We start from the raw sequence: 24,550 nt of genomic DNA, 5'->3' as shown, positions 1-24,550 counted from the left end.
GGCGCCGCAAAGCACCGAAGGTCGCGCGGCTTCAATTCGCCGCGAAAAGGAATCCGCTGGTCGGCGTGAACGCTCGGTTCAGCCGATAATCTGCGTGCGCTTGCCCGCGCGTTCGAAGCGGCCGAGGATTTCGCCGACCTGCTCGCTCGAATGCTCGGCGCAAAGCGAGCAGCGCAGCAGCGTCATGCCCGCGGGGGTCGCCGGCGGCCGCGCGAGGTTCACATAGAGTCCTTCTTCGAGCAGCGCTTCCCACATCATCGCGCCCCTTTCGAGGTCGGGCATGATCACCGCGATGATCGCCGACTGCGGCTCGTCGGTGCCGAGCGTGAAGCCGAGATCCTTGAGCCCCTGGTGGAGCATCTTCGAATTTTCCCACAGATGCGCGCGCTTGTTCGACCCGTGCATCAGCTTGCGGATGCTCGTCGCCGCGGTCGCGACGACGCTCGGCGGCAGCGAGGCGGTGAACACATAAGGACGGCAGACGAGCCGCATGATCTCGAACTTCGGGTGGTTCGAAACGCAGAAGCCACCGACGGTGCCGACGCTCTTGCTGAAGGTGCCGATGATGAAGTCGACGTCGTCGATCACGCCCTGCGCTTCGGCGACGCCGCGGCCATGCTCACCGATGAAGCCCATCGAATGCGCTTCGTCGACCAGCACCATCGCCCCATTTTCCTTGGCGATGCGGACCATTTCCTTGAGCGGCGCGATATCGCCGAGCATCGAATAAACGCCCTCGAGCACGACGAGCTTGCCCGCATCGACGGGCAGACGCTTCAGGCGCTTCTCGAGCGCCTCGATGTCGTTGTGACGGAAGGCGACGATCTCGGCGTCGCCCATCTTGCACCCGTCATAGATCGACGCGTGGCTGTCGATGTCGAGGATGACATAGTCGCCCTTGCCGGCGATCGTCGAAATGATGCCGAGGTTCGCCTGATATCCGGTCGAAAACACCATGGCATGATCCATGGCGTAAAATTCTTTCAGTGCGTCCTCGCACTCCTTGTGCCCCTGATAGGTGCCATTGAGGACGCGGCTGCCGGTCGTGCCGCTGCCGAACCTGTCGAGCGCGTCCTTGCCCGCGGCGATGACATCCTCGTCGAAGGTCATGCCCATATAGTTGTAGGTACCGAGCAGGATCGTCTCGCGCCCATTGCAGATCGCAACGGTCGGCGAGATCACCTTTTCCATCACGAGGCTGAACGGATCGGTGACGCCGGTCGCGAGCAGCGCCTCGCGCTGCTGGATCAGCGGGTCGAATTTGGAAAAGAGGTCGGTCATCGTGGTGGTCAGCCCTGCAGCTTCTCGACCGCGGCGACGAGCTGGCCGACGGTTTCGATCTCGGCCTGCATGTTCATGCTGATGATGATGTCGAACGTATCCTCGACCTCGGCGACGAAGTCCATCACGGTCAGACTGTCCCATTCGAGATCGCCGGCAAAGGTCGTCGCGTCGGTCAGTTCGACGCCCTTCTTGTTGAAGGGTGCGATCAGACCGTAAATCTGGTCCTTGATGGCGGTGCTCATATACTGTGTCCTATAGCGGAATAAGTTGCGCGCGGGCATGCCGCGAAGCCTCCCGATTGGCAAGCGAATGCGGCGGGAACAGGGCAGCATCTTGCCGCTCGCGGGACTTCATGCCATCCCTGTCGCGGGTCGCCAGCAGGGGCAGCTTGGCATGGACAGCGCAGAATCAGAGGTATCGCGGGACCCGCCGGCGGTCTCCTATCCGCCGAACGCGGTGCATCTCGTGCGCACCAACCAGCAGTTGACGATGCAATTGTCGCAGATGGCGGATCAAAAGGCGTCGATCCTGATGGGCGCGACCTTCGTCGTCTTCACCCTCGCGATCGGACAGGCGCGGTCGGGCGGCGGCGCGCTCGCGATGCCGCTCGCCATCCTCGCGACCTTTTCCTTCCTCTCGGCGCTGCTCGCCGTTTCGGCGGTGCTCCCGCGCGTCGGCAAAGGTCTGCCGGTCGTCTACAAAGACGGTAAGGATCACAGCAACATTCTCTTCTTCGGCCGCTTCGCCCAGATGGACGAGGATGAATTTATCGCCGAGGTGAAGAACCGGCTGCGCAGCGAAGAGGATCTGTATGAGACAATGCTGCGCGACACCTATCAGAACGGCGTCGTCCTGGCGCGGCGCAAATATCGCTATCTCGCTTATGCCTATCGGTTGTTCGTCGTCGGGCTGACGCTGACCTTCGTGGCGTTCGGCGTGGAGATGGCAAGGCTGTGGGGTTCGTGACGCAATAATCCTCCCCGTGGTTGCGGCACCGGGAGGCACTGGATCGGCCCGCTGTTGCCTTTCTGCCACCCCCGCCAACAATCGTGTTCCATTCCGTCGACCACGCTTGAACCGAGATATTCGCGCGCTTATCCGGGCCGGCTATGCTGCACCAGCCCGTCCCCGCTACCGCGCATCATGCGCAGGGTTTTCGCGCCGAATTTCGCGCGACGCTGGCGCTTGCCTGGCCGCTGGTCCTGACCAACCTGACCATGTCGCTGATCGGGGCGACCGACGTCCTGATGGTCGGGTGGCTTGGGCCGACGCAGCTTGCCGCGGCGTCGCTCGGCTTCAACCTCGCGATGCTGCTCGGCATTTTCGGCATGGGGCTGGTGATGGGGGCATCGCCGCTGATGGCGAGCGAGATCGGGCGCCGGGCCAATTCGGTGCGCGATATTCGGCGCACCTTTCGCCAGACCTTGTGGCTTGTCGCGGTCGTTGCGGTGCCGATGATGCTCATTCTGTGGAATACCGGCGCAATCCTGAACATGCTCGGACAGGACCGGGTGCTCGCCGCGCTCGCGCAGGACTATGTGCGCGCCTATATGTGGTCGATCCCGCTGTTCCTGGCGACGCTGGCGTTCCGCAATTTCCTCGCCGCGCTCGAACGGCCCATGTGGTCGCTGATCGTCGGGGTGATCGGCGTCGCGGGCAACATCATGTTCAACTACACGCTGATTTTCGGCAAGTTCGGCCTTCCCGCGCTCGGTCTCGTCGGTGCCGGGGTGGGCAGCGTTCTAACCAATATGGTCATGCTGCTGCTGATGGTCGGCGTCGTCTATCGCGACCGGCAGTTCCGCCGTTATCACCTGCTCGGCCGCTGGTGGCGCAGCGACTGGCCACGCTTTTTCCAGATGACGCGCATCGGCACCCCGATCGCGATCAGCCACGCGTTCGAGGCCGGCGTTTTTTCGGCCGCCGTCATGCTGATGGGCTGGATTTCGACCGCAGCGGTCGCGGCGCACGCGGTCGCGCTGCAACTCGCCTCGCTCACCTTCATGGTGCCGATGGGGTTGGCGCAAGCGGCGACGGTGCGAGTCGGGATCGGCTATGGCCGCGCCGACGCCGACCATATCCGGCTTGCCGGCTGGACCAGTTTTGCCATGGGCACGGGCTTCATGGCGGTGATGGCGCTCATCATGCTCGCGATCCCGGGAACGCTCGCCGGATTTTTCATCGACCGCACCAATCCTGCGAACGCCGAAGTCGCCGAGCTTGCGGTCAGCTTCCTGATCATCGCCGCGCTGTTCCAGATTGCCGACGGCGCACAGGTCGTGGGGCAGGGGATGTTGCGCGGCCTGCACGATACGTTCGTCCCCATGCTGTTCGCGCTGTTCGGCTATTGGGTGATCGGCATCGGGGTCGGCGCGTGGCTGGCGTTCGAGCGCGACTGGGGCGGCGTCGGCATCTGGACCGGCCTGGCGACGGGGCTTGCCATCGTCGCGGTGCTTATGATCGCGCGCTGGATGCAGCGCGAGCGGCTGGGGTTGCTGGGCGCGACGGCACCCTTGCGCGCGGCGGCCACGCAACCCATCTGAAGATCGTCGGCGGGCGCCCAAAATTTTCGCGCGCCTGTCTTGACGCTGTCACACCCTGGACCCATATCCCCGCCTGTTAGCACTCACGCCCTGTGAGTGCTAAGCGACATCCATTGCACTATTGGAGGGATATCCATGCAATTTCGTCCGCTGCACGACCGCGTGCTCGTTCGCCGTATCGAAGCCGAAGAAAAGACGGCTGGCGGCATCATCATCCCCGACACCGCCAAGGAAAAGCCGCAGGAAGGCGAAGTCGTCTCGGTCGGTTCGGGCACCCGCGCCGACGACGGCAAGGTCACCCCGCTCGACGTCAAGGCCGGCGACCGCATCCTGTTCGGCAAGTGGTCGGGCACCGAAGTCAAGGTCGACGGCGAAGAGCTGCTGATCATGAAGGAATCGGACATCCTCGGCGTCATCGCCTGAGCGATTTCATCGAATCGAGAGTGAAGTTGCGCAGTTTTCTGCGCCTTTGAAAGGAACAAGCACATGGCTGCTAAAGACGTCAAATTCTCGCGCGACGCGCGCGAACGCATTCTGAAGGGTGTCGACACCCTTGCCGACGCGGTGAAGGTGACCCTTGGTCCCAAGGGCCGCAACGTCGTGATCGACAAGAGCTTCGGCGCTCCCCGCATCACCAAGGACGGCGTCACCGTCGCCAAGGAAATCGAACTCAAGGACAAGTTCGAGAATATGGGCGCCCAGATGCTGCGCGAAGTCGCATCGAAGGCGAACGACAAGGCCGGCGACGGCACCACCACCGCGACCGTGCTCGCCCAGGCGATCGTGCGCGAAGGCATGAAGTCGGTTGCCGCCGGCATGAACCCGATGGATCTGAAGCGCGGCATCGACCTCGCGGTGACCAAGGTCGTCGAGACGCTGAAGGCGCAGTCGAAGCCCGTTTCGGGCACCTCGGAAATCGCGCAGGTCGGCATTATCTCGGCCAACGGCGACACCGAAGTCGGTGAGAAGATCGCCGAAGCGATGGAAAAGGTCGGCAAGGAAGGCGTGATCACCGTCGAGGAAGCCAAGGGCCTCGATTTCGAACTCGATGTCGTCGAAGGCATGCAGTTCGACCGTGGTTACCTGAGCCCCTATTTCATCACCAACCCGGAAAAGATGCTCGTCGAGCTGTCGGATCCGTACATCCTCATCTTCGAGAAGAAGCTGTCGAACCTCCAGTCGATGCTGCCGATCCTCGAAGCGGTTGTGCAGTCGGGCCGTCCGCTCCTCATCATCGCCGAGGACATCGAAGGCGAAGCGCTCGCGACCCTCGTCGTCAACCGTCTGCGCGGCGGCCTGAAGGTCGCGGCCGTCAAGGCGCCGGGCTTCGGCGATCGCCGCAAGGCGATGCTGCAGGACATCGCGATCCTGACCGCCGGCGAAATGATCAGCGAAGACCTGGGCATCAAGCTCGAGTCGGTCACGCTGAACATGCTGGGCCAGGCCAAGCGCGTCACCATCGACAAGGACAACACCACCATCGTCGACGGTGCGGGTGAAGCCGATGCGATCAAGGGCCGAGTCGAGCAGATCCGCGCGCAGATCGAGACCACGACGTCGGACTACGACCGTGAAAAGCTGCAGGAACGCCTGGCGAAGCTCGCCGGCGGTGTGGCCGTGATCAAGGTCGGCGGCGCGTCGGAAGTCGAAGTGAAGGAACGCAAGGACCGCGTCGACGACGCGCTGCACGCGACCCGTGCGGCGGTCGAGGAAGGCATCGTCCCCGGCGGCGGTACTGCGCTTCTCTATGCGACCAAGGCGCTCGACGGCCTGACCGGCGCGAACGAAGACCAGACCCGCGGCGTCGACATCATCCGTCGCGCGCTGCAGGCTCCGGTCCGCCAGATCGCCGAGAACGCCGGCTTCGACGGCGGCGTCGTGGCGGGCAAGCTGTTCGACCAGAACGACAGCAACTTCGGTTTCAACGCGTCGACCGACGTCTATGAAAACCTGGTGGCCGCCGGCGTGATCGACCCGACCAAGGTCGTGCGCACCGCGCTGCAGGATTCGGCCTCGGTCGCCGGCCTGCTCATCACCACCGAAGCGGCGGTGAGCGAACTGCCCGAAGACAAGCCCGCCATGCCGATGGGCGGCGGCGGCATGGGCGGCATGGGCGGTATGGACTTCTAAGTCCTCCGTTCAGGCGCTCAGCCGATGAGAAACGGGGCCGGGGGAGCAATCCTCCGGCCCTTTTTCTATTTGTCCCGATGACGAAATAGGGGAGTCGGGACATTGCCAGTTCAGCCCGGGCGACATAGCTAAGCATCAATGATGCTTGTATTCGCCCTTGCCATGCTCGCTGAGCCGGTCGCAGCGACGCCCGCCCCGCCGCCGGTCGAACGCTGCGGCTATCGCATCATCAAGACCTTCCCGCACGACACGTCGTCCTTCACCCAAGGCCTCTTCTGGCACAACGGGCATCTCTATGAAGCGACTGGCCAATATGGCCGGTCGCGCGTCGCCCGCCTCGATCTCGACACCGGAAAAGCGATCGCCGAAACGAAACTGCCATCGAACCAGTTCGGCGAAGGGATCACGCGCTGGGGCGACCAGATCATCGGCGTCACATGGCAGGGCGGTCTCGGTAATCGCTGGTCGATCAAGGATCTGAAGCCCGTCGGCACCTTCGAATATGAAGGCGAGGGCTGGGGCGTGACGATGGTCGGTGACAGTCTGGTGCTGAGCGACGGCACGCCCGAGCTGCGCTTTTTCGACCCGGCGACGATGAAAGAGCAGAAGCGTGTGACGGTGCGCTTCGCCGGCCGGCCGATCCCGATGCTCAACGAGCTCGAGACGATCGACGGACAGGTCTGGGCGAATGTCTGGATGACCGACTTCATCGTCCGCATCGACCCCGCGACCGGCAATGTCGCATCGCTGCTCGATCTCACGACACTCAAGACCGATGCGGGCGCGAGCGGCACCGACAGCGTGCTCAACGGAATTGCGTGGGACTACGAAGGGAAGCGCCTGTTCGTGACGGGCAAGAACTGGCCCAAGCTATATGAGATCGCGCTCGCCGACTGTCGCTAGGCGCGCAGCGCCGCCTCCATCCGCGCCGCGGCCGTATCATATACGCGCGCCTTCAACCCCGCGGTTACCGCCTCGGGCGCGCGGTCGGGATGGCCGCCGGCGAACGGCGGGGCGGGGTCATATTCGATCGCGAGCTGGATCGCTTGCGCCACGGCATCGCCTTTCAGCCGCGCGATCAGCGTCAGCGCGAAATCGAGCCCCGAGGTCACGCCGCCGCTGGTCACGACATTCCCATCCTCGACGACGCGAGCGTTTTGATGGCTTGCCCCGACGAGCGGGAGCAGATGCGTATAACCCCAGTGCGTCGTCGCGCGCTTGCCTTGCAGTAACCCGGCGCGGCCGAGCAGGAAGGCGCCGGTGCACACGCTCGTCACCCACCGGGCGTCGGCAGCCTGCCGCCCGACGAAGTCGATCGTCGCCGCATCGTTCAGTGCCTCGGTCACGCCGTGCCCGCCGGGAATGCAGAGGATGTCGGCCTGCGGCGCGCTCGCAAAATCATGGGTCGGCAGAATCGCGAAACCGCTGTCGGTTGCGATCGGATCGAGGCGCGCCGCCGCGCCGGACAGCACCGCGCCGGGCATCCGGCACAACGCCTGCGCGGGCGCGGTGAAGTCGAGCTGGGTGATGCCCGGAAAAAGCAGGAAGACGATGGTCGTTGCAGCGGTGTTGGTCATGGGATGGTGTCCTCGCATCGGCAGTGGATCACCCAGGCGCGCGGCTCGCATCGGTACCGCTCCCCGATGGATATCCATCTTCAGCGCCAGTCGCGGTACGGCCTCTTTTTACTCCTCGCAGCGCGGCTAGGAAAGGTTATTCGGCTGTTTCGCTTGCCGACGCTTGGTCTGCGGGGGGCGTGCTGTCGCGGCTTTCGAGCATCTCGGCGGCATCGTCGAGCGCCTTGGCTTCGCTGACGGTCACGCCGCCGGGCCCCGGTTCATTGTCGGTGCGGCTGCATCCGATCACGAGCAGGCCGAGCAGGGCCGCGGCGGGCACGAGGTTTCGCATCATTCGTCTTCCACAAAAAAAGGGCTCCACCCGTCCGGATGGAGCCCCTCCTTAGCAGCCCAAGGGCGTGCCGACGACTTATTGCTTGTCGTTGGCTTCGGCCTTCTTGGTTTCCTCGGCGATCTTGTCGCCGGCCTTGTCGGCGGCGTCGCCGGCGGCGTTCACCGTGCCTTCGACGGCATTGCCGGCTTCGGCGGCGGCATCCGCGGTCGCATCAGCAGCGTCGGCGGCGCCTTCGGCCATTGCGTCGCCGGCGGCGGCGGCATCGTCAGCCATGGAATCGGCGGTTTCACCGGCGGCGTCCTGCGTCTTTTCCGAGCAGGCGGCGAGGCTGAAGGCCGCGGCGGCCATCGAGGCGATGATGATCTTGCGCATGGGTATTCCTTTCGAATGCAATGACCGGGTGGCCGGCCATGGGAAGAGAGTTAACCGGCGATCAGGGGCTTTGCAACCGCGCTGCGACGCCTGTCCCGAAAAGGAAAGGGGCCGCCGGCAAGCCGTCGACCCCTTCCTGTTTCTTCGGCCCCGAAGAGGCCGGAAAGAAGCTTACTTCTTGGCTTCTTCCATCGCGCCCTTGGCGGCGTCGGCGGCTTCCTGGGCAGCGCCGGCAGCTTCGGCCGCCTTGTCGGTGGCGGTGGCGGCGTCGCCGGCAGCGGCGGCATCGCCAGCAGCGTCGGCGGCGGCGCCGGCTTCGCCAGCGGCGGCGGCGGTCGCGTCGGCAGCGCCTTCGGCAGCTTCCATCGCGCCGTCAGCAGCGCCTTCGACGGTCGCGGCTGCGTCTTCGGTCGTGGCGGCCGTGTCGTCGGCGGCCTTTTCGGCGCAAGCAGCGAGGCCCATCGAAGCGGCGAGGACGAGCGACAGAGTGATCGATTTCTTCATGTGGGAATACCCCTCTCAATTTGGACTGATCGACCGGCACAGGAACTGATCGATCCCGGACATTGCCAATCGCGCGCAGAATTACCCACTCGCCAAATGGCGTGCAACCGTCCTTTTGACGATTGGCCCCGCGGTTGCGTCGCAATGCCGCGACGACCGCGGCGCGCACCGCAGAAAATCGTGGCACGGCGCTTGGTTGACCAGATATAAAGAAAGCTTTATATGTCCTTTGGTGAGTGAGCTTATCGACATTTTCCGCGCTCTCGCGGATCCGACGCGACTGCGAGTCGTCGCGCTGCTGCGCGAGATGGAGCTTGCGATCGGCGAACTCGCGATCGTTCTCGACCAGAGCCAGCCGCGCGTATCGCGCCATGTCCGTATCCTTGTCGAGGCCGGAATCGTCGAGCGGCGGCGCGAGGGAAGCTGGGTTTTCCTGCGCATCGCCGGCGAAGGGCCGGTCGCCGAGATTATTGGTCAGGCGGAGAAATGGCCTTTCTCCGCGCGCGAAACGCGCGTCATCGCGCATGATGCTCGGCGGCTGGCGGCGGTGCGCGACGAGCGTGTCGCGGCGGCGGAACGCTATTTCGCCGAGCATGCCGCCGAATGGGACGCGATCCGGTCGCGCCATATCGCCGAGAGCGAAGTCGAAGCCGCAATGCTGGCGATGATGCACAACCGCCGCCTCGGTCATTTGCTCGACATCGGCACCGGCACCGGCCGGATGGCGGAGATTTTCGCGCCGACCGCGCGCCGGATCACCGCGCTCGACCGCAGCCCGGAAATGCTCCGTATCGCGCGCACGAAGCTGGAGCGGCAGCCGGTGCCCGTCGATCTGTTGCAGGGCGATTTCCTCGACCTGCCGGTCGCCGATGCCAGCATCGACAGCATCGTCATCCACCAGGCGCTCCATTTCGCGCACGAGCCCGACCGCGTGATCGCCGAGGCGAGCCGCGTGCTGCGCGGCGGCGGCCATCTACTCGTCGTCGATTTCGCGCCGCACGAGGACGAGGAACTGCGCGCGCTCGCCGCGCACGCGCGCCTCGGATTTTCGGATGCGCAGATCCGCGGCTGGTTCGCCTCGGCGGGCCTGCTGCTCGAAACCACCCAGACGCTCGAAGGCGGGGAGCTGGCCGTGAAGCTGTGGCTCGGCCGCCGTCGCAGCGATGAAGATCAACCCCCCGTTAGCGAAAGCGGGCAAAGTAAAAGGCTTGCGGCATGACGTCGAACTTGAACTCGCTGGCGGAAGCGCGCCGCGCTGCGGCGTCGCCGCTCTTCGCCAATCTCGAAGGCGATATCGGCGTCAGCTTCGAATTTTTCCCGCCGAAGACCGAGAAGATGGAAGCGCAGCTGTGGGATACGTTCCGCACGCTCGAGCCGCTGGCGCCCAGTTTCGTATCGGTCACCTATGGTGCGGGCGGGTCGACGCGCGAACGCACCCACGCGACTGTCGCGCGCATTGCTGCCGAAAGTCGCGTGCCGCCCGCGGCGCACCTGACTTGCGTGGAGGCGTCGCGCGTCGAGATCGATGAGGTCGCGCACGCCTATTGGGATGCGGGCGTGCGCCATATCGTCGCGCTGCGTGGCGACGTCCCGGGTGGCGAGCCCTATCGGCCGCATCCGGATGGCTACGCCAATGCGATCGAGCTGGTCGCGGGGCTGAAGGCGATTGCGCCGTTCGACATCTCGGTCGCCGCCTATCCCGAGGTGCATCCCGATGCCGATTGCCCGCAGGCCGACCTCGATAATCTGAAGCGCAAGCTCGACGCCGGCGCGACGCGCGCGATCACGCAATTCTTCTTTTCGCCCGACAGCTTCCTGCGCTTTCGCGATGCGGCGGCGGCGGCGGGGATCGACGCGCCGATCATTCCCGGCATCTTGCCCGTGTCGAACGTGTCACAGACGCGTCGCATGGCCAACATGTGCGGCACCGCAATCCCGGCGTGGATGGTGTCGCTGTTCGACGGGCTCGACGATCACCCTGCCGCGCGCCAGCTCGTCGCGGCGACGATCGCCGCCGAAATGTGCCGCCGTCTTTACGCGGGCGGCGTGCGTGATTTCCACTTCTACACCCTCAACCGCGCCGAGCTCAGCTATGCGATCTGCCATCTGCTGGGTCTGCGGCCGGTTTCGACCGTAAAGGATCAGGCAGCATGATGAGCGCACGCGAAGCCCTCGCAGCGGCGGCGAAGGAGCGCATACTCCTGACCGACGGCGGCTGGGGCACCCAGATCCAGCTCAGGAAGCTGGTCGAGGGCGACTATGCCGGATCGCTCGGCTTGTCGCACGACCAGAAGGGCAATAACGACATCCTCGCGCTGACGCGGACCGACGTCGTTACAGCGATCGGCGAAGCCTATCTGGCGGCGGGGTCGGACATTGTGTCGACCAATACGTTCAGTGCCAACCGGATCAGCCAGGCCGATTATGGCGCCGAGCATCTCGTCGCCGACATCAACCATGAAAGCGCGCGGCTTGGCCGCGAAGCCGCCGACAAATATGAGGCGCTCGACGGGCGCCGCCGTTTCATTGCGGGCGCGGTGGGGCCGACGAACAAGACGCTGTCGCTTTCGCCCGACGTCAACAATCCGGGCTATCGCGAGATCGATTTCGACGAATTGAAGGACGTCTATCTCGAACAGGTCGTCGCCCTGGCTGAAGGCGGCGCCGATTTCATCCTGATCGAGACGATCTTCGACACGCTCAATGCCAAGGCGGGGATCGCCGCGACGATAGAGGCCGAGGGAAAGGTCGGACGCGAATTGCCGCTGATGATCTCGATGACGCTCACCGACCTGTCGGGACGAAATCTGTCGGGGCATACGGTCGAGGCCTTCTGGTACGCGGTCCGCCACGCCAAGCCGCTCACGATCGGGCTCAACTGCTCGTTCGGCGCGTCGCAGCTCCGCCCGCATGTGAAGGTCTTGTCTGAAATCGCCGATGCCCTGGTGATGGTCTATCCGAACGCGGGGCTTCCCAACGAACTCGGCGAATATGACGAGATGCCCGACACGACGGCGGGTCTCGTCCGCGAATGGGCCGAGCATGGACAGGTCAACATTCTCGGCGGCTGCTGCGGGTCGACCCCCGCGCATATCGCGGCGATGGCGAAGGCGGTCGACAGCCTCGCACCGCGGCATATTCCCGACGTTCCGGTGCGCACGCGGCTTGCGGGACTCGAACCCTTCACGATGGCGGCGTAATTCCCCTCGCGCTTGCGGGAGGGGGTAGGGGAGGGCCTGTTTCCTTCCTGAACGCCGCCCGAGATTTGCTACAGACCTTCCCCCGACCCCTCCCGCAAGCGGGAGGGGAGCAAGATGAGCAAGATGACCGAAACCAACGCCTCTTCCAGCTTCGTCAATATCGGCGAGCGCACTAACGTCACGGGTTCCGCGGCGTTCAAGAAACTCATCCTCGCCGATGACTATACAGCGGCGGTCGAAGTTGCGCGCCAGCAGGTCGAGAACGGCGCGCAGGTCATCGACGTCAACATGGACGAGGGTCTGCTCGACGCCGAATATGCGATGACGACCTTTTTGAAGCTGATCGCCGCCGAGCCCGACATCGCGCGCATCCCGGTGATGATCGACAGCTCGAAATGGGATGTGATCGAGGCAGGGCTGAAGTGCGTTCCCGGCAAGCCGATCGTCAATTCGATCAGCATGAAGGAAGGCGAGGAGCAATTTCTCGATCACGCCAGGAAGTGCATGGCCTATGGCGCCGCGGTCGTCGTGATGGCGTTCGACGAGGTCGGGCAGGCCGACACCAAGGACCGCAAGATCGAGATTTGCGAGCGCGCCTACAAGCTGCTCATGACCATCGGCTTCCCGCCCGAGGACATCATCTTCGACCCCAATATCTTCGCCGTCGCGACGGGGCTCGAAGAGCATGATAATTATGCCGTCGACTTCATCGAGGCGGTGAAGGAAATTCGTGTCCGCTGCCCGCACGCGCATTTTTCGGGCGGTCTCTCGAACCTGTCCTTCGGCTTTCGCGGCAACGAGACGGTGCGCCGCGCGATGCACAGCGTTTTCCTTTACTATGCAATCCCCGCCGGGCTCGACATGGCAATCGTCAACGCCGGGCAGCTCGATGTCTACGACACGATCGACCCCGAACTGCGCACTGCGTGCGAGGATGTGATCCTCAACCGCAAGGTCGAAGGCGAAGAGCTAAGCCCGACCGAGCGTCTCATCGCGCTTGCCGAACGCTATAAGGGCACGAATGCGGCGCAGGAAAAGGCGGCCGAGGAATGGCGCGGCTGGGCGGTCGAAAAGCGGCTCGAACATGCGCTGGTCAAGGGCATCGACGCCTATATCGTCGGCGATACCGAGGAGATGCGCCTCGCGATGCCGCGCCCGATCGAAGTCATCGAAGGGCCGCTGATGGACGGAATGAACGTCGTCGGCGACCTGTTCGGGTCGGGAAAGATGTTCCTGCCGCAGGTCGTCAAATCGGCGCGCGTGATGAAGAAGGCGGTGGCGCACCTCTTGCCCTTCATCGAGGCTTCGAAGGAACCCGGCGCGAAAGGCAAGGGCAAGGTCGTGATGGCGACCGTCAAGGGCGACGTCCACGACATCGGCAAGAATATCGTCGGTGTGGTGCTTCAGTGCAACGGCTTCGAGATCGTCGACCTTGGCGTGATGGTGCCCTGGTCGAAGATCCTCGAGGCGGCGAACGAGAATGACGCCGACATGATCGGCCTCTCGGGCCTGATCACCCCCTCGCTCGACGAGATGGTGACGGTGGCCGAGGAAATGCAGCGCGCGGGCATGACGATGCCGCTGCTGATCGGCGGTGCGACGACCTCGAAGGTCCACACCGCGCTGCGCATCGACCCGGCCTACAAGGGCCCGGTGCTCCACGTCCTCGACGCGAGCCGCGCGGTCGGCGTCGCGACGGCGCTCGTCAGCGACACCGGGCGCGACGCCTATGTGCAGGGTTATAAGGACGATTATGAGCATGTCCGCGATGTGCGCGCGGGCAAGGGACAGAGCGTGTTGCATACGCTCGAAGAGGCGCGTGCCAATTATTACGACGCCTATCTCAGCGACAAGCCGGCGCCGCCGTTGCAGCCCGGGCTGCACCGTTTCGACGACTGGTCGCTCGAAGATCTGCGCGAATGTTTCGACTGGACGCCCTTCTTCCGCGCGTGGGAGCTGCACGGCACCTATCCGTCGATCCTCGACGACGAGGTGGTCGGCGAGACGGCGCGGGCGCTCAAGGCCGACGCCGATGCGATGCTCGACAAGCTGATCGCCGAAAAATGGCTGACCGCGCGCGGCGTCTGCGCCTTCTGGCCGTGCGCGCGCGACGGCGACAGCGTCACGATCCACCTCGCCGAAGAGGAACGGCATGTGACGCTTCCCTTCCTGCGCCAGCAGATCAAGAAGAGCCGCGACCGCGCCAATATGTGCCTCGCCGACTTCATCGATCCCGCGGGCGACTGGATGGGCGGCTTTGCGGTCGGCATCCACGGTATCGAACCGCATTCGGAGCGTTTCCGCGCCGACAAGGACGATTATTCGGACATATTGCTGAAGGCGCTCGCCGACCGCTTCGCCGAGGCGTTCGCCGAGCGGCTGCACCAGCATGTTCGCACGACGCTCTGGGGCTATGCGCCCGGCGAACAGCTCACCAACGAGGCGCTGATCAAGGAAGAATATCGCGGCATCCGCCCGGCCCCCGGCTATCCGGCCTGTCCCGACCATAGCCTGAAGCCGATCCTGTTCGACCTGCTCGCCGCGGGCGAGAATGCTGGGCTGGTGCTCACCGAAAGTTTTGCGATGCTGCCGACCGCAGCGGTTAGCGGCTTCTATTTCGGCCACCCCGAAAGCCAGTATTTCGGCGTCGCGCGGATCGGGAGCGACCAGCTTGAAGATTATGCGCAGCGCCGCGGGGTCGATATCGAAACCGCGACGCGCTGGCTGCGTCCCAACCTCGATTAACGCGCTTGCCGGCGGCTGTCCGATAAGGGGACAGCCGCCGGATTAACCAGCTTCGCCGACGACGGGCGCGCCAAAAGCCGCTATGGGCGGCACATGTTTACCTCGATCCTTCGCCGGCCCGTGCTGCCGCTGCTCGCCCTTCCGCTGCTTCTGGCGCCGATGCCGCTTCCCGCTCAGACGGGCGGCGCGCCTTACAGTGTCGACGGCCGGGGCTTTTCGCGCTTGCAGGACGCCGTCGATGCGATCGGCGAGGGCGAGGGGACAATCCGTATCGCCCCCGGCTATCACCGCGATTGCGCGGTGCAGACCGCGGGGCGCATCGCGTTCGTCGCCGCCGAGCCGGGCCGCGCGATCTTCGACGGGGTGACGTGCGAGGGCAAGGCGGCGCTTGTTCTGCGCGGCGCCGGGGCGCGCGTTGACGGTGTCGTCTTCCAGAATATGCGCGTTCCCGACGGGAATGGCGCGGGCATCCGGCTCGAAACCAGCGATCTCGACGTCGTGAACGCGATGTTTCGCAATAGTGAGGAGGGCATTCTCACCGCGGACGATCCCGACGCGACGTTGACGATCGACCGTTCGACCTTTTCGCGCCTTGGCCGCTGCGACCGCGGATTGAGCTGCGCGCATAGCGTCTACACCGGCATCTACGGCCGCGTTGCCGTCACCCGCTCGCGTTTCGAAAAGGGCAGTGGCGGCCATTATCTGAAGACCCGCGCGGCTGAGGTCGACGTCAACGACAACAGCTTCGACGATACGCAAGGGAAGGCGACCAATTATATGATCGACCTGTCCTCGGGATCGGTCGGGCGGATTTCGAACAATCTGTTCGTGCAAGGGCGCGACAAGGAAAACTATTCTGCTTTCATCGCCGTCGCGGCCGAAGAGCGCAAGAATCCGTCACGCGGACTCGTTATCGAGGGCAATCGCGCGAGCCTGCCCGCGGGTATCGATCGCCGGTCGGTGTTCGTGGCCGACTGGAGCGGCGAGGCGCTGGCGATCGGGCCGAATGAACTGGGCACAGGGCTGACGAAGTTCGAGAAGCGGTAACGCACCTCACCCGGGGGAAGGAGGGGGTTAAGCCTCGCCGCGCGTCTCGATGAGCGACGCTGCGAGCGCCTCGGCCGGGGTCTTGCCGCCCCAAAGCACGAACTGGAACACCGGATAGAAGCGTTCGCATTCGTCGATTGCGCTTTCGATGAGCGTCTCGGTCAGGTCGAGCGACAGCCCCGCATCGGCGCCGACTAGCATGCCGTGGCGGAAGAGGATCGTGCCACTGTTCGACCAGAGCTCGAAATGGCCGAGCCAGAGCTGCTCGTTGATCATCGCCAGCGCCTCGTGCGCCACCGTGCGCTTGTCCTCGACGACACGGATGTCGGGAAAGGCGAGAAGCTGGATCACCCCGTCATCGGGACGCCACACCGCGCGCAGCTCGTAGGTCGTCCAGCTGCCCTGCGCGGTCGCGACGATCTCATCTTCGCCGACCATCTCGTGCGGCCAGTCGTGCGCGGCGAAATAGGACGCCAGCATCTCCATCGGCGCCGCGTCCTGGCCGTCATCGTCGTCGTATAGATCGTCACTCATGCGCGTCGCCCTAGCCGTTCTTGCGCGAAGTAGCGAGTCTGCAGGTCTCACCGCCAATCGTCATCCTGGCGAATGCCCGATCTCGACGGTGCAGCCGAAGGCGAGGTCGAGACCCCGGCTTTCGCCGGGGTGACGATCATTTCTTGGGAGCGGCCTTGGGTTTCGCCGCGGGCTTGGCAGCGGGTTTCGCGGTCGGCTTGGTAGCGGCGGGCTTTGCCGCGACCTTCGGGGCAGCGGCCGGCTTCGCGACTCCTTCAAGCTTGTCGAGGCGCGCTTTCAGCGCTTCGGCTTCGGCGCGCGCGGTGGCGGCCATCTGCTTCACCGCCTCAAATTCCTCGCGGCTGACGAAATCCATGCGACCGACAAATTCCTTCGCACGGTCGCGCATCGCGGCTTCGGCTTCGCGGCCGGCGCCCGCGACGGTCCCGGCAATGCCGTTCACCATCTTGGCGAGGTCGTCGAAAAAGCGGTTTTCGCTCTGCATGTCTGATATTCCTTCGTCGGGGGTGGCCCCCAGGTGGTCCCTTGCGCCTTCACCTTATCTGGGTGCTGGCGGCGGCGGGGACAAGGGTTTCGGCGTCGGGATTGCGCTGATCGATCTGAAAATTGAGGATCGCGGCAAAGCTGAGCCAGACCATATAGGGCACGAGAAGCCATGCGGCTGCCTTGCGGATCGGCGCAAAGGCAAAGGCGGTCGCGATCGTGACCATCAGGATGAAGATGATGAGATAGAGCGCGGTCGTCACCTGATGCTGGCCGAAGAAGAGCGGCGACCAGGCGAAATTGGCAATCAGTTGGACGAAGAAGAGCAGCAGCGCGAAGCCGCGTCCCTTGGCGCCGCGCGCATGGAGGATCATCGCGAGCGACAGGCCGAGGCAGATATAGAGGATCGGCCATACCGTGCCGAACACCCAGCCTGGCGGCGTGATCGACGGCAGGTCGAGCGCGGCGAACCAGCGATTGCCATAACCGCTGTTCGACAAAAGCCCCATCAGGCTGCCGATCAGCACGATCGCCGGCACGGTGACGAGCGCCCAGCGCAAATAGGACATGCGAAGCTGCCCGTGTGTCGCGATTTCGGTCATGTCCGCAATATCCCCCAAATGCGAATCCGTTGCATTTGTGTCGCGATTGCGCGGCGCAGCGTCAAGCGGCTCGATTCACCGCCGCAATCAGAAATTCGACATTGCCTTCGGGTCCGGTGATCGGGCTTTCAACGAGGTCGGCGACGTCCCAGCCTTCGCTTTGCAGCCAATCTCGCACCTCGGCGCAAACGCGCGCATGCACCTCGGCATCACGCACCACCCCCTTTTTGCCGACTTCGCGACGCTCGGCCTCGAATTGCGGCTTGATCAGCGCGACCATGCGGGCACCGGGTTTCGCGAAGCTCATGGGCACCGGCAGCACCTTCGACAGCGCGATGAAGCTCGCGTCACAAACGATCAGGTCGACGGACTCGGGGATATGGTCTGCGGTCAGGATGCGCGCGCTCGTCTGTTCGTGAACGACGACCCGCGCGTCCTGCCGCAGTTTCCACGCGAGCTGGTTGGTGCCCGAATCGACGGCGTAGACGCGCGCGGCGCCGCGGCTGAGCAACACGTCGGTGAACCCGCCGGTCGACGATCCGACATCGATCGCAACCGCGTCGCTCACGTCCCAGCCCAGATGCCTGAGCGCATGGTCGAGCTTGATCCCGCCGCGCGACACCCATGGGTGATCGCGGCCCTTGACGCTGATCTCGGCATCGTCGGCAATCTGCTGTCCCGCCTTGTCGATCTTGCGGTCGCCGACGAAAGCAAGCCCGGCAAGGATCAGCGCCTGCGCGCGTGTCCGGCTTTCGGCAAGGCCGCGGTCGACGAGCAACTGGTCGGCGCGCTGTTTCGCCATCAACCGCCCACCTTGTCGGTGAGCAGACCAGGCGTCAGGATCTGCGGCAGGATTTCGGGTTTTGCCGAGCCGGGGGCATACCAGAGATAGAGCGGCACGCTGTTTCGGCCATGCTCGGCGAGCGTGCGCGTGATCACCGGATCGCCATTGGTCCAGTCGCCGACGAGCGTCACGACGCCCGCTTTGTCGAAAGCCTTTTGCACCGCGTCGCGCTCGATCGCGCCGGCTTCGTTCGCCTTGCACGACAGGCACCAGTCGGCGGTGAAATAGACGAAGACGGGCTTCCCAGTCTCGCGCGCGCTGGCGAGCGCCTCGGGGGAGAAGGTCGATCCCGTGCCGCTCGTCGTGCGCTCGGCTTCAGCCACTTCGGTTACCGTGCCCGCAAGGCTGACGACGAGCAGCAGGCCTGATGCGATCAACAGCCACGACCGCCGGTCGCCGCGCTGGATCGCGCCGTAGTGGGTCAGGAGGACGAGCGCCATCGCGACGGCGAGGATGGGCCAGAGAAGTTGTTCGCCGCTGCCGAGTTGCCGCCATAGAAGCCATGCCAATGCCAGCGTAGTCAGCCCCATCGGCAGCGCCATCCATTTGCGGAACCGGTCCATCCACGGGCCCGGTTTGGGCAGGCGGCGTCGCAAGGCGGGAACGAAACCGATCGCGAGGAAGGGCAGGGCCAGCCCCAGGCCCAATCCGCCGAAGATCGGCAGCGCCGCCCACGCTGGCAGCACCAATGTCGCACCGAGTGCTGCGCCGAGCAGCGGCCCGCTGCACGGGGTGGCGACGAAGGCGGCGAGCGCACCGGTCCAGAAGCCGCCCGCCGCGCCGCCCTTTTCGGCGAACGCCTGCCCGCCGCCGAAGGACGGCAGTTCATAATATCCGAGCAGGTTCAATGTGATCGCGAGCGAGAGGATCAGCAGTGCGAGCACGCTCACCGGATGCTGCAACTGAAAGGCCCAGCCGACCTGCTCGCCCGCCGCGCGGAGCGCAAGCAATGCGCCGCCGAGCAGCAGCGCGGTGACGACCGCGCCGGCGGTGTAGGCGAGCGCCTCGACCCTGGCGGCCTTTGCGTCGCCACCCGACCGCGCGAGGCTAAGCGCTTTGAGGCTGAGGATCGGAAAGACGCAGGGCATCAGGTTGAGAATCAGCCCGCCGAGGATCGCGCCGCCGAGTGCAGTCCAGAACAACGTGCTGTCGATCGCGTCCGACGATCCGGCGATCGCCTCGCCCGCGGCCGGCACGGTGCCGGGTTCGAGCTTGACCGACAGGCCGCGTCCGCCGCCGAGCTTCAACAGCGCCGAAATCGGCCCAGTCTTTTCGCCCTTGGCGCGCATCTCGACGATGATCTGATCGCTGTTGCGGCTGAACTGCTGGGGCGCGGCATAATCGACCACATCCTGCGTCTCGACGAACAGATGCGGCGCTTCGACTTGGGTGCTGGCGGGCAGGGGAATGGCGAAGCGCACCATCTCGCCGCGCCGCTCCCAGCTGCCGTGCCGGTCGAGCGGCTGCGGAAGCAGCGCGCGCCAGCCGTCGAATTGTTCGCGTGACGTGGCGGAGACGGCTCCGTCGCCCGCTTTGAGCGCGACCGAGATCACCGCCCTTTCGGGAACGCACACCTTGTCGGTGCAGGCGAGCCAGTTGGCGATCCCCGACAGCGTCAGGTCGGTGCCCGGCGCGATGCCTTTGTCGACCTTCACCTCGGCGAGCAGCGCATAGGGATGTTCATAGACATGGTTCATCATGCCGAAGAGGATCAGCGCATCGGGAACGGGGTAGTGGAAGGGCGCAATCGTTACCCCCTCGGGCGCGTTCCATTCCACCGACAGGCCGAAGCCCGCATCGCCGCCATTGACCCAATAGCCGTGCCACGTCTTGTCGGGCGTCATTGTGAGCGCGAGCGTCGTCGTGCCGCCCGGGATCGGCGCGGCCGACTCTGCAACGAGCTTGGGCTGGATATGCGTCGATTGCGCGTGCGCGGGGGTGAAGGCGGCGACGGTCAAAGCCAGCAAGGCCAATACCGCGCGCGCTACCCGTGTCACAAAAGCCTCACTCTGCAAATTCATGGCTATGCTCGCGCCTGTTCGTCGTTCGAAGGCTTGCCATATAGGCGGCTTTGGTCGAGAGGACAGCCCGCGCTTTCAGGGCCCGACCCGCCCCTTCTTATGGAGAAGCCGTCCGTGAAGCTGAAATATCTGTCCGCTGCCCTTGCCACCGCGCTTTGCCTTGCTACCGCCGGAACCGGCTTTGCGCAGGATTCGGCGTTTCCGACGCAGAAGGTTACAGCAGCGACCCCGGCGCCGAAGCTGGTGGTGATGATCGCAGTCGATCAGTTTTCGGCCGATCTTTTCGCCGAATATCGCGGGCGGTTTACCGGCGGGCTTGCGCGGCTGGCTTCGGGTGTGGTTTTCCCGTCGGGTTATCAAGCGCATGGCGCGACCGAAACCTGCCCCGGCCATTCCACGATCCTGACCGGCAACCACCCGGCGCACACCGGCATCGTCGCCAATAATTATTTCGACCTGTCGGCGGCACGCGCGGACAAGCGCGTCTATTGCGCCGAGGACGAGAGTGTTGCCGGAACGACATCGAAGGGTGGCGAATATGCGCCGTCGGTGAACCATCTGCTCGTCCCGACGCTCGGCGACCTGATGAAGGCGCGCGACCTGAATGCGCAGGTCGTCTCGGTATCGGGCAAGGATCGTTCGGCGATCATGATGGGCGGGCGTCAGGCCGACGAGCTGATGTGGCTCGTGCCCACCGGCCTCACCAGCTATCGCGGTACCACGCTGTCACCGGCGGCGCAGCAGGCGAGCGCCGCGATCGCCGCCGCGATCGGCCAGGCGCGCCCGGCGCTGGCGCTGCCCGCCGAATGCGCGCCGCACGACATCGCGATCCCGCTCGACAAGGGCGGCTCGGTCGGAACCGGGCGGATGGCGCGCGACGCTGGCGATTTCCGCCGTTTCATGGCCTCGCCCGAAGCCGATGGAGCAGTGCTCGCGACCGCCGCGGCGCTGCGTCAGGTGCGCAAGATGGGTGAGGGCAGCAGCACCGACCTGCTGATCGTCGGGCTGTCGGCGACCGACTATGTCGGCCACAGCACTGGCACCGAGGGCAGCGAGATGTGCATCCAGATGGCGGGGCTCGACCGCGAGCTTGGCGATTTCTTCGCGCGGCTCGACGCGACGGGGATCGACTATGTCGTTGCTTTGACCGCCGACCACGGCGGCCACGACCTGCCCGAGCGCAACCGCCAGAACGCCTGGCCCGATGCGCAGCGCGTCGACAAGGCGCTCGATCCCGAGGCGATGGGCAAGGCCGTCGCCGAAAAGCTCGGCCTGCCGCAGCCCGTAATTTATGGCGACGGCGGCGACTATTATCTGGCGAAGACGCTGACCGCGGCGCAGCGCAAGGCCGTACTTGCCGAACTGCTTCCGCGCCTTCGGGCACATCCGCAGATCGAGGCGGTGGTGACGCGCGAGGAGCTCGAAGCGCATCCGATCTCGAAGCGCGCGCCCGATACCTGGACGTTGATGGACAAGCTGCGCGCCTCCTATCATCCGCAGCGGTCGGGCGATTTCATCATCGCGTTGAAGCCCCGCGTCACCCCGATCCCCGAATCGGGCGTCGGCTATGTCGCGACGCACGGCTCGGTGTGGGATTACGACCGCCGCGTACCGATCCTTTTCTGGCGCAAGGGGCTGGCGGCGTTCGAACAGCCCAACGCCGTGATGACCGTCGACATCATGCCGACGCTGGCCTCGCTGATTGGCTTGACGGTGGATGCAAACAAGATCGACGGCCGCTGCCTCGACCTGATCTCGGGTCCGGAAAGCAGTTGCCGGTAACTAAGAAGAACCAGGGACCATGACGAAGAATTTGAAGAATTTTCCCGGCCGGATGCTGCTCGTGGGGTGCGGCAATATGGCGGGAGCGATGCTGGATCGCTGGCTGAAGGCGGGGCTTGATCCGGCCGCGGTGACCATCGTCGATCCCTTCGCAGCGCCGCGCGCGGGCATCGCGCAATATGGGTCGCTTGCCGAATGGCTTGGTGCGGGCGCCGCCGCCGAGTGGATCATGCTCGGCATGAAGCCGCAGCAACTCGGCGAAGTCGCGGCCGATCTCGCCGAGGCCGTCTCGGGTAAAACGCATCTGCTGTCGATCCTCGCGGGGGTTTCGCTCGCCGATCTCGCGGCGCGCTTCCCGGCGGCGCGGGCGCAGGTCCGCATCCTGCCCAATCTCGCCGCGCGCATCGGCGCCGGCGTGTCGGCGGTCGCGAGCAACGGCAACGCCGACGAGGCGGCGATCGACAATCTGCTCGATCCGCTCGGCACGGTGGTCGCGCTCGCCGACGATGGAGCGATGGACCTCGTCACCGCCTTTACCGGCAGCGGCCCGGCGTTCGTCTTTCGCCTGATCGAATCCTATGCCGCTGCGGGTGAACGCCTCGGCCTGTCACCCGAGGACGCGCTGAAGCTCGCGACCGCGACCTTCGGCGGCGCGACCGCGCTGCTCGCCGACAGCGGCGAAAAACCCGGCACGCTGATCGCGCAGGTCGCGAGCAAGGGCGGCACAACGCAGGCTGGGCTCGACGTGCTCGACAGCGACGGCCAGCTCGCGGCGCTGCTCACCAATGTGCTGCGCGCGGCGCGCGATCGCGGGCGCGAACTCGCGGATATCGCGCGCGGCGAGGGCTGATCTAGGGTCCTGTCCCTAACCGGGCTCCTTCCCGAGCTCCGCAATCCGGCGGCGCTCGCGCACCGGGACGAGCGCCTCGCTGACCTGCCAGAAGCCCGTCACCGCCTGTTGTCCCGCATGGGTATAGGCGCGACTCATCGTATCGCGCAGCGCCGCGAATATCTCGCGTTCGGCCGCGCGGCCGGCGTCGGTCAGGCGCAGCTCCTTCGCGCGCCGGTCGCGATTTCCCGGCCGCGTCGTCAGATATTCGCGCGCATCGAGCTCCTTCACCACCCGCCCCAATGATTGCTTGGTGATGCCGAGCAGCGCGAGCAGATCCGAGATCGTCAGTCCCGGTTGCCGTGCAATGAAATAGAGCGCGCGGTAATGTGCGCGTCCCAGCTCCTTCTCAGCGAGCCGCGCGTCGATCGCGCGCCAGAGCGAGGCGTGCGCGAAAAAGAGGAACTCGATGCCGCGGCGCACCTCCTCTTCGCGCAAGAAAAGGGCAGAGGCAGCAGGAACTTGTGAAAGAAAATTTTCATCCGGCATAGTCGCCACCGTTGCGCGCGATGCCGCTCTTTGGCAAGAGGCGCGCTCCCGAAACCAGTAAAGCAAAGGTGTTTTCGCATGTCCGCTCCCGCCTTCACCCATCTGCCGCATCCCAACCCGGTCGCGGACGATGTACGGGCGGCGGCGATTGCGGACCCGGTTTTCGGGCGCGTCTTCACCGATCATATGGTGTCGATCCGCTATACCGAGGGGCGGGGTTGGCACGATGCGCAAGTGATGCCGCGCGGCCCGCTGACGCTCGATCCCGCGACCGCGGTGCTCCACTATGCGCAGGAAATTTTCGAGGGGCTGAAGGCCTATCGCCTCGACGACGGCTCGATGGCGCTGTTCCGGGTCGAGGCCAATGCCGCGCGCTTCAACGCCAGCGCGCGCCGCATGGCGATGGCCGAACTGCCCGAGGCCATGTTCATTGCGGCTGTGAAAGAAGCTGTTGCCGCCGACGCCAAATGGTTCCCGCCCGTCGATGGCGGCGCGCTGTACCTGCGCCCTTTCATGTTTGCGAGCGAAGTGTTCCTCGGCGTCAAGCCGGCTTCCGAATATCAGTTCCTCGTCATCACCTCGCCGGTCGGCAATTATTTCAAATCGGGTGCGCCCGCGATCTCGCTCTGGGTGTCGGAGGATTATACCCGCGCTGCGCCGGGCGGCACGGGCGCCGCCAAATGTGGCGGCAATTATGCCTCCAGCCTCGTCGCGCAGCGCGAGGCGATCGCCAAGGGGCATGATCAGGTCGTCTTCCTCGACGCGGCGGAGCATCGCTGGATCGAGGAGCTGGGCGGCATGAACATGTTCTTCGTGTTCGACGACGGCAGCATCGTCACCCCGCCGCTGACGGGCACGATCCTGCCCGGCATCACCCGCGACGCGATCATCACGCTCGCGAAGGACGCGGGCCTGATCGTGCGCGAGGAACCCTATGCGATCGACCAGTGGCAGGCCGATGCAGAGAGCGGCAAGCTGACCGAAAGCTTCGCCTGCGGTACCGCCGCGGTGGTCACCCCGGTCGGCAAGGTGACGCGCGGAGAGGCGAGCTTTACGATCGGCGCCGGCGGTCCCGGGCAGGTCACGGAAATGCTGAAGAGCAAGCTCGTCGACATCCAGTGCGGCCGCGCCGCCGACCCGCACGGCTGGGTCACGCGCCTCTGATCCGAC

General features: G+C 65.0%; 25 protein-coding genes and 1 riboswitch. Of the genes, 13 read left to right on the top strand and 12 right to left on the bottom strand.

Features of this window, described 5'->3' with window-relative positions; translation table 11 throughout:
- Positions 1–78: 78 nt before the first annotated feature.
- Together E5675_RS16945 and E5675_RS16940 are read right to left on the bottom strand one after the other, a co-directional pair.
- Entirely contained in the window at positions 79–1,281 is a 1,203-nt protein-coding gene (locus E5675_RS16945) for an aminotransferase class I/II-fold pyridoxal phosphate-dependent enzyme (protein WP_136175523.1), read from the bottom strand.
- Positions 1,282–1,289: 8 nt separating this feature from the next.
- Positions 1,290–1,526, bottom strand: a complete 237-nt coding sequence (locus tag E5675_RS16940) for an acyl carrier protein (protein WP_136175522.1) — start codon at positions 1,524–1,526, stop codon at positions 1,290–1,292.
- Between the two features lie 151 nt (positions 1,527–1,677).
- On the opposite strand from E5675_RS16940, the gene E5675_RS16935 reads away from it, so the two are divergent.
- The 5 genes from E5675_RS16935 to E5675_RS16915 all read left to right on the top strand — a co-directional run bounded on the left by E5675_RS16935 (position 1,678) and on the right by E5675_RS16915 (position 6,860).
- The gene (locus E5675_RS16935) at positions 1,678–2,250 is read left to right on the top strand and encodes a Pycsar system effector family protein (protein ID WP_136176547.1); all 573 of its coding nucleotides are present in this window, start codon (positions 1,678–1,680) and stop codon (positions 2,248–2,250) included.
- 143 nt (positions 2,251–2,393) lie between these two features.
- Positions 2,394–3,827 carry an MATE family efflux transporter gene (locus E5675_RS16930; protein ID WP_136175521.1) on the top strand — a complete coding sequence of 478 codons (1,434 nt, stop codon included), beginning with the start codon at positions 2,394–2,396 and terminating at the stop codon, positions 3,825–3,827.
- 135 nt (positions 3,828–3,962) lie between these two features.
- Complete coding sequence (gene groES, locus E5675_RS16925) at positions 3,963–4,250, top strand: co-chaperone GroES (protein ID WP_037554105.1); 288 nt, start codon at positions 3,963–3,965, stop codon at positions 4,248–4,250.
- Positions 4,251–4,313: 63 nt separating this feature from the next.
- A complete protein-coding gene (gene groL / locus E5675_RS16920) occupies positions 4,314–5,957 on the top strand; it encodes a chaperonin GroEL (RefSeq protein WP_136175520.1) in 1,644 nt (547 codons plus the stop codon).
- 138 nt (positions 5,958–6,095) lie between these two features.
- Positions 6,096–6,860, top strand: a complete 765-nt coding sequence (locus E5675_RS16915; RefSeq protein ID WP_136175519.1) for a glutaminyl-peptide cyclotransferase — start codon at positions 6,096–6,098, stop codon at positions 6,858–6,860.
- Here E5675_RS16915 and E5675_RS16910 read toward each other — a convergent pair.
- The 4 genes from E5675_RS16910 to E5675_RS16895 all read right to left on the bottom strand — a co-directional run bounded on the left by E5675_RS16910 (position 6,857) and on the right by E5675_RS16895 (position 8,744).
- Positions 6,857–7,534, bottom strand: coding sequence for a DJ-1/PfpI family protein (locus E5675_RS16910; RefSeq protein ID WP_136175518.1), 678 nt, complete (start codon positions 7,532–7,534; stop codon positions 6,857–6,859). The genes E5675_RS16915 and E5675_RS16910 overlap by 4 nt on opposite strands.
- A gap of 23 nt (positions 7,535–7,557) precedes the next feature.
- A riboswitch (ZMP/ZTP riboswitch) is annotated at positions 7,558–7,638 on the bottom strand.
- A gap of 32 nt (positions 7,639–7,670) precedes the next feature.
- Positions 7,671–7,868, bottom strand: coding sequence for a hypothetical protein (locus E5675_RS16905; RefSeq protein WP_247594662.1), 198 nt, complete (start codon positions 7,866–7,868; stop codon positions 7,671–7,673).
- A 75-nt stretch (positions 7,869–7,943) separates the two neighbouring features.
- On the bottom strand, positions 7,944–8,240 hold the full coding sequence (locus tag E5675_RS16900) for an entericidin EcnAB (protein WP_136175517.1): 297 nt from the start codon (positions 8,238–8,240) through the stop codon (positions 7,944–7,946).
- A gap of 171 nt (positions 8,241–8,411) precedes the next feature.
- Positions 8,412–8,744, bottom strand: a complete 333-nt coding sequence (locus E5675_RS16895; RefSeq protein ID WP_037554099.1) for a hypothetical protein — start codon at positions 8,742–8,744, stop codon at positions 8,412–8,414.
- A 232-nt stretch (positions 8,745–8,976) separates the two neighbouring features.
- Between E5675_RS16895 and E5675_RS16890 the strand changes: the two genes are divergently transcribed.
- The 5 genes from E5675_RS16890 (at position 8,977) to E5675_RS16870 (ending at position 15,736) form a co-directional block, all read left to right on the top strand.
- Positions 8,977–9,963, top strand: coding sequence for a metalloregulator ArsR/SmtB family transcription factor (locus tag E5675_RS16890; RefSeq protein WP_136175516.1), 987 nt, complete (start codon positions 8,977–8,979; stop codon positions 9,961–9,963).
- The gene (gene metF, locus E5675_RS16885) at positions 9,960–10,898 is read left to right on the top strand and encodes a methylenetetrahydrofolate reductase (RefSeq protein WP_136175515.1); all 939 of its coding nucleotides are present in this window, start codon (positions 9,960–9,962) and stop codon (positions 10,896–10,898) included. Before E5675_RS16890 ends, metF begins: the two co-directional genes overlap by 4 nt.
- Positions 10,898–11,944 (top strand): homocysteine S-methyltransferase family protein, encoded by a 1,047-nt coding sequence (locus tag E5675_RS16880; RefSeq protein WP_136176545.1) that lies wholly within the window; start codon positions 10,898–10,900, stop codon positions 11,942–11,944. Before metF ends, E5675_RS16880 begins: the two co-directional genes overlap by 1 nt.
- 123 nt (positions 11,945–12,067) lie before the next feature.
- On the top strand, positions 12,068–14,689 hold the full coding sequence (metH, locus tag E5675_RS16875) for a methionine synthase (RefSeq protein WP_210727687.1): 2,622 nt from the start codon (positions 12,068–12,070) through the stop codon (positions 14,687–14,689).
- Between the two features lie 93 nt (positions 14,690–14,782).
- Positions 14,783–15,736, top strand: coding sequence for a right-handed parallel beta-helix repeat-containing protein (locus E5675_RS16870; RefSeq protein ID WP_136175513.1), 954 nt, complete (start codon positions 14,783–14,785; stop codon positions 15,734–15,736).
- Between the two features lie 27 nt (positions 15,737–15,763).
- Here E5675_RS16870 and E5675_RS16865 read toward each other — a convergent pair whose 3' ends face one another.
- The 5 genes from E5675_RS16865 to E5675_RS16845 form a co-directional block, all read right to left on the bottom strand.
- Positions 15,764–16,270: a YbjN domain-containing protein gene (locus E5675_RS16865; RefSeq protein ID WP_136175512.1), complete on the bottom strand. Its 507-nt coding sequence runs from the start codon at positions 16,268–16,270 to the stop codon at positions 15,764–15,766.
- Between the two features lie 136 nt (positions 16,271–16,406).
- Positions 16,407–16,754 carry an accessory factor UbiK family protein gene (locus E5675_RS16860; RefSeq protein WP_136175511.1) on the bottom strand — a complete coding sequence of 116 codons (348 nt, stop codon included), beginning with the start codon at positions 16,752–16,754 and terminating at the stop codon, positions 16,407–16,409.
- A gap of 49 nt (positions 16,755–16,803) precedes the next feature.
- Positions 16,804–17,355, bottom strand: coding sequence for a TspO/MBR family protein (locus E5675_RS16855; protein WP_136175510.1), 552 nt, complete (start codon positions 17,353–17,355; stop codon positions 16,804–16,806).
- 61 nt (positions 17,356–17,416) lie between these two features.
- Positions 17,417–18,157, bottom strand: a complete 741-nt coding sequence (locus E5675_RS16850) for a TlyA family RNA methyltransferase (RefSeq protein WP_136175509.1) — start codon at positions 18,155–18,157, stop codon at positions 17,417–17,419.
- Positions 18,157–20,196 carry a thioredoxin family protein gene (locus E5675_RS16845; protein WP_348769810.1) on the bottom strand — a complete coding sequence of 680 codons (2,040 nt, stop codon included), beginning with the start codon at positions 20,194–20,196 and terminating at the stop codon, positions 18,157–18,159. The genes E5675_RS16850 and E5675_RS16845 overlap by 1 nt, the downstream gene beginning before the upstream one ends.
- Before the next feature lie 138 nt (positions 20,197–20,334).
- Between E5675_RS16845 and E5675_RS16840 the strand changes: the two genes are divergently transcribed.
- Together E5675_RS16840 and proC are read left to right on the top strand one after the other, a co-directional pair.
- Positions 20,335–22,002 carry an alkaline phosphatase family protein gene (locus tag E5675_RS16840; RefSeq protein WP_247594661.1) on the top strand — a complete coding sequence of 556 codons (1,668 nt, stop codon included), beginning with the start codon at positions 20,335–20,337 and terminating at the stop codon, positions 22,000–22,002.
- Between the two features lie 19 nt (positions 22,003–22,021).
- The gene (gene proC / locus E5675_RS16835; RefSeq protein WP_136175506.1) at positions 22,022–22,852 is read left to right on the top strand and encodes a pyrroline-5-carboxylate reductase; all 831 of its coding nucleotides are present in this window, start codon (positions 22,022–22,024) and stop codon (positions 22,850–22,852) included.
- A gap of 15 nt (positions 22,853–22,867) precedes the next feature.
- Here the strand turns inward: proC and E5675_RS16830 are convergent, their stop codons facing one another.
- On the bottom strand, positions 22,868–23,380 hold the full coding sequence (locus E5675_RS16830) for a MarR family transcriptional regulator (RefSeq protein WP_136175505.1): 513 nt from the start codon (positions 23,378–23,380) through the stop codon (positions 22,868–22,870).
- Between the two features lie 78 nt (positions 23,381–23,458).
- Between E5675_RS16830 and E5675_RS16825 the strand changes: the two genes are divergently transcribed.
- A complete protein-coding gene (locus tag E5675_RS16825) occupies positions 23,459–24,544 on the top strand; it encodes a branched-chain amino acid aminotransferase (RefSeq protein ID WP_136175504.1) in 1,086 nt (361 codons plus the stop codon).
- Positions 24,545–24,550 lie beyond the last annotated feature (6 nt).

Source organism: Sphingopyxis sp. PAMC25046 (assembly GCF_004795895.1).
Classification (GTDB): Bacteria; Pseudomonadota; Alphaproteobacteria; order Sphingomonadales; family Sphingomonadaceae; genus Sphingopyxis.
Note: the sequence above shows the minus strand (reverse complement) of the source record. Positions and strands in the feature narration are given on the sequence as shown.